This window comes from Halomonas sp. M1, from assembly GCF_029581375.1.
GTDB lineage: Bacteria > Pseudomonadota > Gammaproteobacteria > Pseudomonadales > Halomonadaceae > Vreelandella.
This window is the reverse complement of the sequence record NZ_CP121119.1, coordinates 1,754,087-1,768,639: the sequence shown is the minus strand read 5'-3', so window position 1 is coordinate 1,768,639 and position 14,553 is coordinate 1,754,087. Positions and strand designations below refer to the sequence as shown.

Annotated in this window: 15 protein-coding genes; 1 reads left to right on the top strand and 14 read right to left on the bottom strand. The window is 55.8% G+C overall.

Features of this window, described 5'->3' with window-relative positions:
• Nucleotides 1–66: 66 nt before the first annotated feature.
• Together ppk1 and hemB are read right to left on the bottom strand one after the other, a co-directional pair.
• On the bottom strand, nt 67–2,259 hold the full coding sequence (gene ppk1 / locus P8S54_RS07980) for a polyphosphate kinase 1 (RefSeq protein WP_281443953.1): 2,193 nt from the start codon (nt 2,257–2,259) through the stop codon (nt 67–69).
• Between the two features lie 131 nt (nt 2,260–2,390).
• The gene (gene hemB, locus P8S54_RS07975; RefSeq protein WP_281443952.1) at nt 2,391–3,398 is read right to left on the bottom strand and encodes a porphobilinogen synthase; all 1,008 of its coding nucleotides are present in this window, start codon (nt 3,396–3,398) and stop codon (nt 2,391–2,393) included.
• 174 nt (nt 3,399–3,572) lie between these two features.
• Here hemB and elbB point away from each other — a divergent pair, with 174 nt between their 5' ends.
• A complete protein-coding gene (gene elbB / locus P8S54_RS07970; protein ID WP_281443951.1) occupies nt 3,573–4,232 on the top strand; it encodes an isoprenoid biosynthesis glyoxalase ElbB in 660 nt (219 codons plus the stop codon).
• Nucleotides 4,233–4,327: 95 nt separating this feature from the next.
• Here the strand turns inward: elbB and tatC are convergent, their stop codons facing one another.
• From tatC to argS, 12 genes are all read right to left on the bottom strand, one after another.
• Nucleotides 4,328–5,107, bottom strand: coding sequence for a twin-arginine translocase subunit TatC (tatC, locus tag P8S54_RS07965; protein WP_009099107.1), 780 nt, complete (start codon nt 5,105–5,107; stop codon nt 4,328–4,330).
• Entirely contained in the window at nt 5,104–5,556 is a 453-nt protein-coding gene (gene tatB / locus P8S54_RS07960; RefSeq protein ID WP_281443950.1) for a Sec-independent protein translocase protein TatB, read from the bottom strand. The genes tatC and tatB overlap by 4 nt, the downstream gene beginning before the upstream one ends.
• A 3-nt stretch (nt 5,557–5,559) precedes the next feature.
• On the bottom strand, nt 5,560–5,853 hold the full coding sequence (gene tatA / locus P8S54_RS07955; RefSeq protein WP_281443949.1) for a Sec-independent protein translocase subunit TatA: 294 nt from the start codon (nt 5,851–5,853) through the stop codon (nt 5,560–5,562).
• A 23-nt stretch (nt 5,854–5,876) separates the two neighbouring features.
• A complete protein-coding gene (locus tag P8S54_RS07950; protein WP_009099100.1) occupies nt 5,877–6,233 on the bottom strand; it encodes a phosphoribosyl-ATP diphosphatase in 357 nt (118 codons plus the stop codon).
• 52 nt (nt 6,234–6,285) lie between these two features.
• Nucleotides 6,286–7,908, bottom strand: a complete 1,623-nt coding sequence (gene ubiB / locus P8S54_RS07945; RefSeq protein ID WP_281443948.1) for a ubiquinone biosynthesis regulatory protein kinase UbiB — start codon at nt 7,906–7,908, stop codon at nt 6,286–6,288.
• Complete coding sequence (locus P8S54_RS07940) at nt 7,905–8,585, bottom strand: SCP2 sterol-binding domain-containing protein (RefSeq protein WP_281443947.1); 681 nt, start codon at nt 8,583–8,585, stop codon at nt 7,905–7,907. Before P8S54_RS07940 ends, ubiB begins: the two co-directional genes overlap by 4 nt.
• Nucleotides 8,586–8,625: 40 nt before the next feature.
• Nucleotides 8,626–9,381 (bottom strand): bifunctional demethylmenaquinone methyltransferase/2-methoxy-6-polyprenyl-1,4-benzoquinol methylase UbiE, encoded by a 756-nt coding sequence (gene ubiE, locus P8S54_RS07935; RefSeq protein ID WP_281443946.1) that lies wholly within the window; start codon nt 9,379–9,381, stop codon nt 8,626–8,628.
• A 122-nt stretch (nt 9,382–9,503) separates the two neighbouring features.
• Nucleotides 9,504–9,887: a DUF971 domain-containing protein gene (locus P8S54_RS07930; protein ID WP_281443945.1), complete on the bottom strand. Its 384-nt coding sequence runs from the start codon at nt 9,885–9,887 to the stop codon at nt 9,504–9,506.
• A gap of 116 nt (nt 9,888–10,003) precedes the next feature.
• Nucleotides 10,004–11,326 (bottom strand): ATP-dependent protease ATPase subunit HslU, encoded by a 1,323-nt coding sequence (gene hslU, locus P8S54_RS07925; RefSeq protein WP_281443944.1) that lies wholly within the window; start codon nt 11,324–11,326, stop codon nt 10,004–10,006.
• A gap of 10 nt (nt 11,327–11,336) precedes the next feature.
• Nucleotides 11,337–11,870: an ATP-dependent protease subunit HslV gene (gene hslV, locus P8S54_RS07920; RefSeq protein ID WP_263066149.1), complete on the bottom strand. Its 534-nt coding sequence runs from the start codon at nt 11,868–11,870 to the stop codon at nt 11,337–11,339.
• A 171-nt stretch (nt 11,871–12,041) separates the two neighbouring features.
• Nucleotides 12,042–12,773 carry an SPOR domain-containing protein gene (locus P8S54_RS07915; RefSeq protein ID WP_281443943.1) on the bottom strand — a complete coding sequence of 244 codons (732 nt, stop codon included), beginning with the start codon at nt 12,771–12,773 and terminating at the stop codon, nt 12,042–12,044.
• Nucleotides 12,774–12,776: 3 nt separating this feature from the next.
• A complete protein-coding gene (gene argS, locus P8S54_RS07910) occupies nt 12,777–14,462 on the bottom strand; it encodes an arginine--tRNA ligase (RefSeq protein ID WP_281443942.1) in 1,686 nt (561 codons plus the stop codon).
• Between the last annotated feature and the right edge of the window lie 91 nt (nt 14,463–14,553).

Here is a 14,553-nt window from a genome sequence, read left to right as displayed (position 1 = left end):
GAGTATTGATGCATTACCCCGCTGCACTAGGCAGCGGGTTTTTTGATGGGGTTTGTAGATATACAGCTAGCTTTTTGACGCGTAGGCGTAGAGCAACGTTTCTTGAGCGCTAATGGCATCGCTGCTACCAGGATCCTGTAGCTGATAGCTGCCGTCGCTCTGCAGTAGCCAGCTTTGGCAGTTATCGACCAAGTAGGTTTCTAGGTCTTTACGAACCCGGTTGGCGAGCTTCTTATCCAGCAGCGGGAAGCAGGTTTCAACTCGGTGGAACATATTACGCGACATAAAGTCAGCGCTTGAGCACCAGATTTCCGATTTGCCGTCGTTGTGGAAGTGAAACACCCGGGTATGCTCCAAAAAACGGCCAATAATAGAACGCACGCGAATATTCTCCGAGACGCCTTCAATGCCTGGTTTAAGGCAGCACATTCCACGGATAATCAGGTCGCACTCCACCCCTGCCTGGGATGCACGGTACAGCGCTTTAATCAGCTTGGGTTCTGTCAGTGAATTGCATTTGATAATGATATGGCCACGCTTGCCCTTGCGGGCTAACTGGGCCTCACGGTCGATCATCTCTACCAAACGCTCGTGCAGGGTAAAGGGTGCATGGAGCAGGGTATCGATTTTTCGTGCACGGCCCATACCGGAAAGCTGCTGAAAGACTTTGTGCACGTCGGCACACAGTGCTGTGTTCGAAGTTAGCAGGCTGTAGTCGGTATACAGTTTGGCGGTTTTAGCGTGGTAGTTACCAGTTCCCAAGTGGGCATAGTAGCGTAGCTCGTTTTTTTCCCGGCGTACGATATGCAGCATTTTGGCGTGAGTTTTATAGGCCATAATGCCGTAAATCACAATGGCTCCAGCTTCTTGTAGCCTTGCTGCTAGCTGTAGATTGTCCGCCTCGTCAAAGCGTGCCCGTAGCTCTATCACCACAGTGACTTCCTTGCCGTGGCTAGCGGCTTCTACCAGGGCACTCACAATAGAAGAGTCGGCGCCGGTTCGGTAAAGCGTCTGCTTGATGGCCAGCACGTCCGGGTCGCGGGCAGCTTCGCGAAGTAAGTCCTCAATTGGCGAAAAGGCTTGAAATGGGTGATGCAGCAATATGTCGCTTTTAGCGATAGCGCTAAACAGGCTGCCGCCCTTGAGCACTTTGGGCACGCTGGGTGTGAAAGGCCGATACAGCAGTTCTGGGCGGTCAACATCGCCGAGTACTGCCATCATGCGGGTTAAGTTAACGGGCCCTTGTACCCGGTATAGGTCATTGGTTTCCAACTCAAATTGGCGCAGTAGAAAGTCGGCAAGATCATCGGGGCAGTTGTCGGCTACCTCCAAGCGTACGCCACTGCCATAGCGGCGGGCCAGCAGTTCGCCGCGTAGTGCCGAGGCAAGGTCGGAGACCTCTTCCGGGTCAACGGTCATATCTGCATTCCGCGTAAGCCGGAACTGGTAGCAACCGCGTACACGCATGCCAGGGAACAGCTCCTCGGCATGAGCGTGAATCATGGAGGATAAAAACACATACTCCGAAAAGCCCTCAGCGCAAAGTTCTTTGGGCAGGGCCATTAAGCGAGGCAGCGAGCGAGGTGCGGGAAGTATCGCCATTCCCCCCGCACGGCCAAAGGCGTCTTTACCCTCTAGCTCAACAATAAAATTAAGGCTTTTATTCACCAAGCGGGGAAAAGGGTGGGAGGGATCCAGGCCGATAGGACTAATCACCGGCATGATTTCGCGCTCAAAAAACGCCTGTACCCAGGCTTTTAGGGCATCATCCCACTGATCTCGGCGGCGAAAACGTAGTCCCTGCGCCTCAAGGGCAGGCAGCAGCACCTCATTTAAAATTTGATATTGGCGCGCAATCTGCTGGTGGGCAATCTCGGAGACTTCTGCCAGCAGCGCTTTAGGCAAGCGGCCGTCGGCGGCGGTGGTATCATCGCCCAGTGCTAGCTGATGCTTTAGGCCCGCAACGCGAATTTCAAAAAACTCATCCATGTTGGATGAAAAAATCAGCAGAAACATTAGTCGATTAAGAAGCGGGTGCGCGTCATCCAGCGCTTGTTCCAACACGCGAATATTAAACTGCAAATGTGAAAGTTCGCGGTTGAAATAGAGCTGCGGGTCGTCCAAGTCGGCTTCCGAGTGGGACTCCCGTGCCTGCACACCGGTGGGCGTTCGATTGATGCGCAGTGGCAAGCTTTCCCCTTCGCCACTGTACGGCTCAGTAGGCGTTAATGGCATTGAATCTGATAGTTGGTTGTCCATAGCTGCCCCGCGTAAATGACCTATCTCAAGCATAGCGTGTTAACGCTTATTTACGGCAGTATGCAGGGGGTAGATGACAAACAGGTGTCACCTGTTTGTCATCTTAGCAGCGTAATTAGGGAAGTGAGAGGTTAGCGCTGTAGCAGGCGAGCGGCCTCAAGGGCAAAGTACGTTAATATTCCGTCGGCGCCGGCGCGCTTAAAGCACATCAGCGACTCAAGTATCACGGGTTCAGCCTCTAGCCAGCCGTTATCGAAGGCGGCGCGATGCATGGCGTACTCACCGCTTACTTGGTAGGCAAACGTAGGCACTTGCAGCTCGCTTTTGACACGGCGTACTACATCTAGGTAAGGCATGCCGGGTTTGACCATCACCATATCGGCGCCTTCAGCGATATCCATGGCAACCTCATGAAGTGCTTCATCGCTGTTGGCAGGGTCCATCTGGTAGGTACGCTTATCCGCTTTGCCCAGGTTGGCAGCGGAGCCGACAGCATCGCGAAAGGGGCCGTAATAGTGAGAGGCATATTTGGCGCTGTAGGCCATAATGCGCACGTTGTGCAGGTGCTCCTGCTCCAGAACCTGACGGATGCCGCCAATGCGACCATCCATCATGTCGGAGGGGGCCACAACGTCGGCACCCGCTTCAGCGTGGGAGAGCGCCTGCTTGAGTAAGGTGTCTACGGTGCGGTCATTCAGCACATAGCCCTGCTCATCAATGATGCCGTCCTGACCATGAATGGTATAAGGGTCGAGGGCAACGTCGGTAATAATACCAAGCTCTGGTAGCGCCTCTTTTAGGGCACGTACGCAGCGCTGCACCAAACCGTTCGCGTTATAAGCTTCTTCCGCCAGTTCGCTCTTCTGCTCCTTGCCCACCACGGGGAAGAGTGCCAGCGCCGGAATGCCGAGGGCGTGAGCTTCGCGGGCCTGTTCAATGAGCAGGTCGATGGATAAGCGCTCAACGCCTGGCATTGAGGCGACGGCTTCACGCTGGTTTTCACCCTCTAGCACAAACACCGGCAGAATAAGATCTGCCGGCGTTAACGTTGTCTCCTGCATCAGGCGGCGTGAGAAGTCGTCACGGCGCATGCGGCGCATACGAGTGGCGGGGAAGTGACGGGTGCTTGGTATACTCAAAGGAGTTCTCCGCAAAACGCTAACATAAGGGTGCCCGTAGGCTTACAGTGAGTATATCAGCCATAACCTGCGGCGAAAGCCGCCTTGTGGCGGTTAGGCAGACTGACTAGAGTGAAACGTTTGCCAAGTCGCTAGGCAAGTGGTGAAAATAACGGCGACCATAAGGAGATAGGCATGACCAAACAGGTAGCAATCGTATTAGCAGGCTGCGGCGTTTTTGATGGTTCAGAAATTTACGAAACCACACTAACCCTGCTGCGCCTGGATCAGTTGGGCATTGGTTACCGCTGTTTTGCGCCAGATGTGGAGCAGCACCATGTGATTAATCATTTAACCCAGTCACCTGTTGAGGGGGAGGCGCGCAACGTACTGCAAGAGTCGGCCCGGCTGGCCCGAGGCGAGATCAGCCCTATCACCGAGCTAAATGCCGATGAATTTGACGCGGTGATTGTGCCCGGTGGGTTTGGTGCCGCTAAGAACTTGTCTGACTTTGCTACGCAAGGCGACAGCATGCAGGTGCTGGAGAGCCTAAAAGACGCGCTAGCGGGCTTTAAACAAGACGCTAAGCCCATTGGCCTAATGTGCATTGCACCGGTGATGGTGCCCCGTCTGCTGGGTGAAGGCATCGCAGTGACTATCGGCCATGACCCCGCCGTGTCAGGTGCCATCAGTGCTATGGGTGGGCTACACCGCAGCTGTAGCGTCGAGGATATTGTCGTGGACTTAGAGCATCGCGTCGTCACAACACCTGCCTATATGCTCGCCACGCGGATTAGCGAAGCCGCCACGGGTATCTTTAAATTGGTTGATCGTATTGATGAAATGATGGAGTGAACGAACGCTCGCCGCGGTTGAGTAAATAGAGCAAAAAACCCCTGCCATCTAAGATGGCAGGGGTTTTTTAGTGAGCGCTTATGGGTAGTTAGCCGCTATTCGTTCTCTTCATCGGCAGCTTCGGTCTTGCGCTTGCGCACTAGGCGGCCAAACAGCAGCCCCACTTCATAGAGCAGGTACATGGGGATTGCGAGAAGGCTCTGGGAAATAATATCGGGGGGCGTTAATAGCATCCCCACGACAAAGCAGCCCAACACAATATAGGGGCGTTTTTTGGAGAGACTTTCAACAGTGGTAGCGCCTGAAAGAATCAGCAAAAAAGTGGCAATGGGGATTTCAAAAGCGACACCAAACGCAAAAAATAGCTTCAGCACAAAGTTAAGGTACTGATTAATGTCGGTCATTACCGCGACATTTTCTGGACCTGTTTGGGTGAAGAACTCAAACAGCAGCGGAAACACCACGTAATAAGCAAATGCCGCGCCAGCGTAAAAAAGCGCAACGCTAGACACCAAAATAGGAATCGCCAGCGCTTTTTCATTATCGTATAGCCCCGGCGCCACAAACGCCCACGCCTGGTGGAGCACAAAGGGGATAGCGATAAACACAGCGACCACTAAGGTCAGCTTAAAGGGGGCAAGGAAAGGAGAGGCTACCTCGGTAGCAATCATCTGTGACCCTTCAGGTAGCAGGGCCATTAATGGATCGGCAACAAAGGTATAAATATCATTAGCAAAGGCATAAAGACCGAGGAAGATCACCAGAATGACGACCACGGATTTTATGAGGCGCGTTCGCAGCTCTATTAGGTGCTCAATAAGCGGGGCTTGGCTTTGCTCGTTACGCGGCTCCTGTGAATCGCCAGACATGCTCATTGGTGATTGCTATCCTTTTTAACATCGGCCTTTTTAAGATCAGCCTTTTCAAGGTCGGCGTTGTGAAGATCCGTGCTATTAGCATCTTCGCGTACCGTTTGTAGGGCGTCGTCTAACCGGGCGCTGGCGCTGGCGACTCGCTGTTCAGTTTCATGCTGCGCGGCGGGCGTTGAGGTGTTGGCCGGGGATGAGTCGGCAATGCTCTCAACGTCCTGCTTCACTTTCGTTAAGCTGTCATCGAGCTTTTTTTGCTGCTCGTTAAGCTTTTGGCGCAGCTCTTCTGCTTCCAGCTGGGCGCTAATTTCACGCTGCATACCGGATACCGTTCGCTTGATCTTGCCAATCCACATACCCGCAGTACGCGCCGCTTTTGGCAAGCGCTCAGGACCGAGAACCAGCAGCGAGACGATGCCAATAAGCATGAGTTCAAGGAAGCCGATATCCAGCATGGGTTATTTGCGCTCTTGGTTGCTGTCTACAGGGCGGCTCTCTTCCGCTTCCGCCGCACGCTTCTCTTCGGCCTGCACATCGTAAGTGTTGCCAGCCTCTTCATGGCTTACCTTTGCCTGGGGCTGATCAGCGTCTTTTTTATCGCCGTCTTTCTCTTCTTCGTGCATCGCTTTTTTGAAGCCTTTGACTGCACCGCCTAGGTCGGTGCCCACATTACGCAGCTTTTTAGTGCCGAAAATCAGGATAATAATGCCCAGAACAATCAGCAGCTGCCAAATACTGATACCACCTAACATATGCATTTCCTCATCGGTGCAGGTTAACGTTGTGTGCGAGACGCTTTTTCGTCGTGACCAGAAATACCCAACCGCTTTGCTAGCTCATCGAGTACGCACTGGTGATCCAGGTCTAAGTGCGACAGCATCACCAGGCTATGAAACCACAGGTCGGCGGTTTCAGCGATCAACGCTTTACGTGCTTGCTCGCCACCGTGTTCGGCATCTTTTGCTGCGAGCAGCGTTTCAGTCGCTTCTTCGCCAACTTTTTCGAGTATCTTGTTCAAACCCTTATGATGCAAGGAGGCAACATAAGAATCTTCTGCTGACGCATGGCGGCGCTGCTTCAATACCTCGGCTAAAGCGTCCAATACGGGCGTTTGGTTAGCGGTTGTGCTCATGGTGTTCCTTGTTGAATCGGCAGGGCATTTTAGTCTCGCTGGCCGGCGGGTTTTACTGCCATAACAGCAGCAGTAGCCCTAGGCCAGCTGCGGCTAATACGGGCCACTCTTGGGTGGCAGCCCAGCTGCTAAGCGGTTGCCACGCTAAGGCAATTGCCACCAGAATTAAACCCACCCGTAGCCGGTACTGGCGTTTACCTTGGCGTGTTAACTGGCTGTGCATGTTACTCAGAGTGCTGACCTGTTGATGACGCTGGCGGTGCTCATGCTCCATACGGCTTAGCGCTTGGTGGGCTAATACCGGTAGCTCCGGCAGTTGGTGGGAAAGCTCTGGCGCTTGTCGCTTTAACGACTCCCAAAGGCCGCTTACGCCGGCTCGGTCTTTCATCCACTGCTCAAGGTAGGGCTTTGCGGTGCTCCATAAATCCAGGTCAGGATAAAGCTGGCGGCCCAGCCCTTCGATGTTAAGCAGCGTTTTCTGCAGTAGCACCAGCTGGGGCTGAACTTCCATATTAAAACGTCGGGCGGTTTGGAAAAGCCCCAAAAGCACCTGCCCAAACGAGATGTCCTTTAGCGGCTTCTCAAGAATAGGTTCGCAAACGGTACGAATGGCGGCGGCAAACTCATTGGCGCGAGTGTTTTCACCCACCCAGCCGGACTCAATATGCAGGGCGGCGACTTCATAGTAATCCTGGTGAAAAAACGCCAGGAGATTGCGCGCCAGGTAGTCTTGGTCTTCCCGGGTTAAGCTGCCCACAATGCCGCAGTCGATGGCAATATATTGCGGATCCTCGGGGTTGTCACAGTTAACAAAAATATTGCCGGGGTGCATGTCAGCGTGGAAAAAATTATCGCGGAACACTTGGGTAAAAAATAGCTCTACGCCACGTTCGGCGAGTTTTTTTAGATTGGTACCTTGGGCTCTAAGTGTCTCTAGGTCGGCAACCGGTACGCCGCGGATTCGCTCTTGCACCATGACATGCCGACGGGTGAAGGGCCAATAGATGGTGGGTACAAACAGCAGCGGCGAATCTTTAAAATTGCGCTTTAGCTGTGAGGTGTTGGCGGCTTCTTTGTAGAGGTCGAGTTCGTCAAACAGCGTGGCTTCATAGTCGCGAATGACTTCCACCGGGCGTAGGCGCTTGGCTTCGGGCACTTTAGCGAACAGCTTGGCGACCTGATACATCAACGCCATATCCTGGCGCATAATACGGTCGATGCCGGGGCGGATAATTTTCACCACCACGTCTTCGCCGGTGTGTAGCGTGGCTGCGTGTACTTGAGCAATCGACGCGGAGGCCAGCGGCGCCCGATCAAATGCCGCAAACGCTTCGGTCAGCGACATATCCAGCGCTTTCTCCACCCTTGCTGCGGCCTTTTCGCCGGGGAAGGGAGGCACTTGGTCTTGAAGTCGCTTTAGCTCATCGGCGATGTCCTCGGGCAGCAGGTCCCGCCGCGTGGAGAGCATCTGGCCGAATTTAATAAAAATTGGCCCTAGCGCTTCAAGCGCCAGCCTTAACCGTTCGCCTCTAGAGAGCTGACCAACGGGCACTAAACGCAGTGGGGAGAACCACATCAGCGTGCGTAGCCACAGCGGCAGGCGTTCAATGGGAATCAAGGTGTCTAGGCGGTGGCGGGTAATTACCCAGACAATTTTGAACAGCCGCAGGCTCATGGGCGCTGCTCCTTGGTGTTTACGGGCGCGCTTGATGACGGCGGTGGCGCCAGCTGGCTTAGGCGGCGCTGAAGGCGATTAAGCCGCGCCTCCAGGCGGTCGGTAGCCACCTCAAGTTCGGTTAAATGGTCGCGTAGCACGCTGCGCTGCTGGCGGCCAGGCAATAGGCGCGCTTCTTCAAATACGTATTCCGATACATCTTTAAGTAGCTCGTCTTTGGCCCGTAGCCCCCATCGGGCGGCGCGACGTATACCTTCAGCCAGGGAGTGAGCCGGTAGGTCGCCTAGCCAACGGGCTAACTCACCTTCCCAGTCGATATCCAGGTCAAGCAGCAGGTCACGGGTCGCTTCTACCAAATGAATGCGGCCACGCACGGAGAGTTTGCCATCAAACATAAGCCGCTCGACAGAGGCGCCGCTAAGCCACTCTGAAAGGGTTTCCGGGGTAAGCTCGACAATGGCGTCTACGTCTGTCTCATCCAGCTCGTCACCCCGCAGCAGGTCGATACCGGCATGGTGGTAGTGAAGCACCAGCTGCAGATGAGGCTTTTCCAGCCTCACCAACAAACGGCTGCCCGCAAGCTGAGCCAGCCGGGTAGGGGCTGCCGGGTCGCGGGCGAGGAGGGCGTTCAACGTGCGTTCACATCCGGCCAGCAGTAGGGTCGGGGTTACCAGCATGCTGACCTCTTGTTCAGTAACGTCATGGTTTACAGTGACTTCATAGTTTGATGCCACGGTGAAGGGCAACGATGCCGCCGGTCAGGTTGGTATATTCAACCCGTTCAAGGCCTGCGGTTTCCATCATCCCTTTCAGCGTTTCTTGGTCAGGGTGCATACGAATAGACTCCGCCAGATAGCGATAGCTTTCGCCATCGCCCGCCACTAGCTCACCCATTTTGGGCAGCAGACGGAAGGAGTACTCGTCGTAGGCTTTGGACAGTAGCGGGTTATTGGGCTTCGAAAATTCAAGCACCAACAGCCGGCCACCGGGTTTTAGCACCCGGGCCATGGAGCGCAGCGCGGCGTCTTTATCGGTGACGTTGCGTAGGCCGAAGGCGATAGTGATGCAGTCGAAGCTATTGTCGGGAAACGGCAGGCACTCGGCGTTAGCCTGAACGTACTCAACGTTGCCGCCTACGCCGTTATCCATCAGCTTGTCGCGGCCTACTTTCAACATGGATGCGTTGATGTCAGCAAGCACCACTTTGCCACTGGGGCCGACCAAGCGTGAAAACTTAAGCGTTAGATCACCGGTGCCGCCAGCAATGTCTAACACCTGGTGGCCAGGGCGAACGCCAGCGCGCTCAATGGTGAGTCGCTTCCAAACGCGGTGAATGCCCATGGACATGAGGTCATTCATAACGTCGTAGCGAGCAGCGACTGAGTGGAATACATCAGCTACCCGAGCGGCTTTCTCGTCAACGGGAACTTCTTGGTAACCGAAATGGGTAGTGCGTTTATCCGTGGGGCTCATGGGGCTGTAGCTCCCGAGTTCGAGGCGGTAATAATCGACCTGGAGGTCGTCGCAATAAAAAGGTTGGCGATATTGTAGCCTTCTCTGCCCCAATTTGTCTGTGCTTCACCTGGGGCGCAGCGTCACAGCTGTTTAAATTGAATGCTGGCTGGTTCCCGTGAGGCGCCTGCCTCTTCTAACCGTTGGAGATAGTTCTGCCAGTAGGCATCCTGGTGCTGGGCAAGATCAAACAGGTAGTTCCAGCTGTACAGGCCGCTATCATGTCCATCGTCAAAGTGTAGCTTCAACGCGTAATTACCCGCTTGGGTAATATTTTGTAGGCCGACATCTTTTTTGCCGACTTGAAGCACTGCCGTATCGCCGCCGTGGCCGCGCACCTCGGCAGAGGGAGAGTAAACCCGCAAAAACTCGACCGGCAGGCGGTAGCTCTCGCCGTTGGCGTAACCAAGCTCCAGCTCGCGGGCCTGCTTATGGTAGTGAACCCGGGTGGGGGTGGGAGCGTTCATGGATGACATTACCTCTTTACGGCGTCGGTGGCGGACATCATGACCGCTGCTTGGCCGTTGCGCACTTGCTCAAGCAGCGATGATGATGGCGCCTACCAAGCGCGCTCAGTTACGGATTACAAAATATAGCGCGACAGGTCTTCGTCCACCGCCAGTTCACCCAGTTGGGCGTTGACGTAATCAGCATCGATAACCAGGGGGCTATCCATATCACCGCCTTTAAACGAGGCTTCCTCCAGCAAGCGCTCTAGCACTGTGTGCAGGCGGCGAGCGCCGATGTTTTCGGTGCCTTCGTTGACCTGCCAGGAGATCTCGGCAATACGTTCGATACCGTCTGGCGTGAACTCAATATCCAGCCCTTCCGTCGCCAGTAGTGCCTGATACTGCTTGGTGAGAGAAGCGGATGGCTCGGTGAGAATCCGCTGGAAGTCACCCGGTGTTAGGGCGTCTAGCTCAACGCGAATCGGCAGACGGCCCTGCAGCTCAGGAATCAGGTCCGAGGGGCGCGATAGGTGGAAGGCGCCGGAGGCGATGAACAGTATGTGGTCGGTTTTCACCATACCGTACTTGGTAGAGACGGTAGAGCCCTCAATCAGCGGCAGAAGGTCGCGCTGTACTCCTTCACGGGAGACTTCGCCACCGCTGGACTGGCCGCTGCCTTTAGCGACCTTGTCGATCTCATCCAGGAACACAATGCCGTGCTGCTCAACAGCTTCAACAGCGCGGGCTTTGATCTCTTCTTCATTGACTAGCTTGCCCGCTTCTTCGTCGCGCAGTAAAACCAGCGCTTCTTTCACGGTAACGCGGCGCTGCTCGCGTTTTTGCTGGCCCATATTGGAGAACAGGCTCTGCAGCTGGCTGGTCATCTCTTCCATACCCGGCGGGGTCATGATGTCGATGCCCTGGCCCTGGGAGGAGACCTCTATATCGATCTCTTTATCGTCAAGCTGGCCTTCGCGCAGCTTTTTACGGAAGACCTGACGCGTGCCGTTATCCTCGCGAGGCTTATCCTCTTGACCGCGGGGAGGTGGTAGAAGGGCGTCTAGCACGCGATCTTCCGCGGCGTCTTCGGCGCGGTGTCCCACTTCTTCTTTGGCGTGCTCGCGCACCATTTTAATGGCGGCTTCCATTAAGTCGCGGATTATCGACTCAACGTCGCGGCCGACGTAACCCACTTCGGTAAATTTGGTGGCTTCAACTTTAATAAACGGTGCACGGGCCAGTTTGGCCAAGCGGCGGGCAATTTCGGTTTTACCTACGCCGGTGGGGCCAATCATCAATATGTTTTTTGGCGTGACTTCAGGGCGTAGGTCGTCATCGAGCTGCATGCGACGCCAGCGGTTACGCAGAGCAATGGCGACGGCGCGTTTAGCGTCTTGCTGACCAATAATATATTGATCCAGGGCGTGAACAATTTCGCGGGGTGTCATCTGGGTCATAAAGTTGGCCTCAACGGTCGTTGATGTTCAGCTCTTCAAGCGTCACGTGGTGATTGGTAAATACGCAGATGTCACCGGCGATTTGCAGGGATTTCTCGGTAATTTCGCGGGCGGAAAGCTCGGTGTTTTCGAGCAGCGCTCGGGCGCTGGCCTGGGCATAGTTACCGCCAGAGCCAATCGCAATAATGCCGCGCTCAGGTTCGACGACATCGCCGTTGCCGGTAATGATCAGCGAGGCGCTGTGGTCGGCGACGGCCAACAGTGCTTCAAGGCGGCGCAGTGCGCGGTCGGTGCGCCAATCTTTGGCAAGCTCAACGGCGGCTTTGGTGAGGTGGCCTTGGTACTTTTCTAACTGTGCTTCAAAACGCTCAAACAGGGTAAAGGCATCAGCGGTGCCGCCGGCAAAACCTGCCAGCACTTTGCCACGGTAGAGGCGACGTACTTTACTAGCATTGCCTTTCATCACGGTATTACCCAGTGAGACCTGGCCGTCGCCTGCGAGGGCAACGTGGTTACCGCGGCGTACGGAAACAATCGTGGTCATGGAGATAACTCCTTGGGGGGAGGCGTGCTCCCGATGACTGATGGGCCGACTACAGCGGCCGTACAAAAAGCGATTCCCAACAAAATGCGGGCGGCAGATAAAAAATCAACCGCCCGCTTGATAAAGCCGTTAGATAAAGCGTGTTTGGGTCGTCTCTAGGTGATCGGCTTGCTAGTTTTGCAGCTGAATCAGCAGCGGCTCTATACCTTGGGTGCTCATAAGATCCTGGGCACGGTTCAGCTCCCGGGTATCTTCATAGGGGCCTACTTGAACGCGGTGCCACGTGTCGCCCCCGGCCTGCACTTCGCTAATTTGCGCAAGCAGGCTTAAGTTACGAAGGCGGCTGCGCAGCTGCTCAGCGTCGCTAAGCTCACGGAACGAAGCGGCCTGCAGTACGTAGCGATTGGGCGTGCTGGGGCTGGCGGGCGCTTGTTGGGCCGCGGTGATTTGTTCCTCCGGACGCATATTGGCTGCAATGACCTGGGCAATCGGGTCGTCGCCAGGGCTGCTATCCGCGGAGCTTTCGGCTGGCTGTTCGGCGACTTCTGGCCGGGTAACCGTAGAGGGCAATGTGACGCCAGGCGCGATAACCTCGGTTTCAGGCAGCAGCGTATAGAACTCAAAGGTGGGCATTGAGGGTTCTGCCGCGCTCTCTGTTTGGCGCGCAGCGCTGCGTTCATCGCTACTGGATGGTTTGGGGAGCACGGTAGCCTGGGGTGTTGTCGTGCTGGGCTCTTGCCAAGGAGCGGTGCCGTGCTGGTGCTGCGCTAGGAAAAAACCAACGGCCACCCCTGCCAGCCCCCAAAGCCAGCCGGGAGCACGCCACCCACCGCCGGAGCGGTTAGTGGACTTGCGCTGCGAGGTGGCGCCGCGGCGGGTGGGCTTTTTGCGTGGGCTGGCCATAGCTTACATCTCCTCTGGGGCGCTAACCCCCATGAGATTAAGCCCGTTCCGCAGCACCTGCCGGGTGGCGAGGCCAAGCGCTAAGCGCGTATTGCGCAGGGTGTCGTCATCCACCATGACTTTGACCGCGTTGTAGCAGGTGTGGAAGTCGCCGGCTAAATCCAGCAGGTATTGGGCGACCTGCTGGGGTTCGCGGTTTTTGGCGGCGTTTTCAACCACTTCCGGGTAGCGAGCCAAACGGTTAAGTACGGCTTTCTCCTGGTCGCTATCCAGCAGCGCCAAGTTGGCCATGGCGAGGCCATGATCAAAGGGGTTGCCTGCATCCTGAGCTTTGCGCAGCATGCTGCATACCCGGGCGTGGGCGTATTGGATGTAGTACACCGGGTTGTCGTTTGATTGGGAGCGAGCCAAATCAATATCAAACGTCAGCTGCGAATCCGCCCGGCGAGCCGCCAGGAAGAACCGCGTCGCGTCGCGGCCTACTTCATCAATAAGGTCGCGCACCGTCACATAGCTACCGGCGCGTTTGGAGAGTTTTACCTCAACGCCTGAGCGGGTCACCATGACCATCTGGTGCAGCACGTAGTCGGGCCAGCCTTTAGGAATACCCACTTCCAGGGCCTGCAGGCCAGCGCGGACACGGGTCACGGTGGAGTGGTGGTCCGCGCCTTGCTCGTTAATCACGGTTTTAAAGCCGCGTTGCCACTTGTTGAGGTGGTAGGCCACATCGGGCAGGAAGTAGGTGTAACCCCCCTCGCGCTTGCGCATTACACGGTCTTTGTCATCGCCAAAGTCGGTGGTGCGAAGCCATAGGGCGCCATCTTCTTCATAGGTGTGGCCGTTGGCGACCAGCTTTTCGACGGTGGCGTCCACTTTGCCATCTTCATAAAGCGATGACTCCAAGAAGTAGACGTCAAACTCAACGCCAAAGGCTTTAAGGTCTAGATCCTGCTCCCGGCGCAGCCAAGCAACGGCGAAGTCCTGAATAGCGCTCAGATCGTTAGCATCGCCTTTGGCGGTGACTTCACGGTCGTCGGCAGTCACTGTTTTGCCTGCCATGTAGTCGTTGGCAGCATCGATGATGTATTCGCCACGGTAGCCGTCTTCCGGCCAGCTGGGGTCATCGGGCCCCAGTCCTTTCGCGCGTGCCTGTACGGAAAGCGCTAGATTTTTGATCTGGGCGCCAGCGTCGTTGTAGTAAAATTCGCGGGTCACGTCGTAGCCAGTGGCTTCTAATAGGCGGCATAGGCAGTCGCCAATGGCCGCCCCCCGGCCGTGGCCCACGTGCAGCGGGCCCGTGGGGTTGGCGGAAACAAACTCCACCTGCACTTTTTCGCCTTTACCAATCAGGCTGCGGCCAAAGGCGTCGCCGCTATCCAGCGCTTGGGCAACGATTTGCGCCGCGGCATCAGCGGCGGCAAAAAAGTTAATGAACCCCGGGCCTGCAATCTCAGTTTTTTGAATCGCGTCGCTAGCGGGGAGAGCCGCCACCAGGACGTCGGCCAGCTCACGGGGTTTCATGCCCGCGGGTTTGGCCAGCATCAGCGCCAGGTTAGTGGCGTAGTCACCGTGGGCTTTATCTTTGGTGGGGTCGACCTTAATGGCTGGCTGTAAATCGTCGGGCAGCACGCCTTGGTGCTTAAGCGCGGTCACCGCGCCTTCGAGCAAATAAATAATCGTGTCTTTCATGTAAATATCCGGGTGTCGTCGATAGCGGCGTGTGCATGCGCGCAGTTTTGCGGCGTCAAAGCGGCCATTATCGGCAATTGGCGCGCAGTTT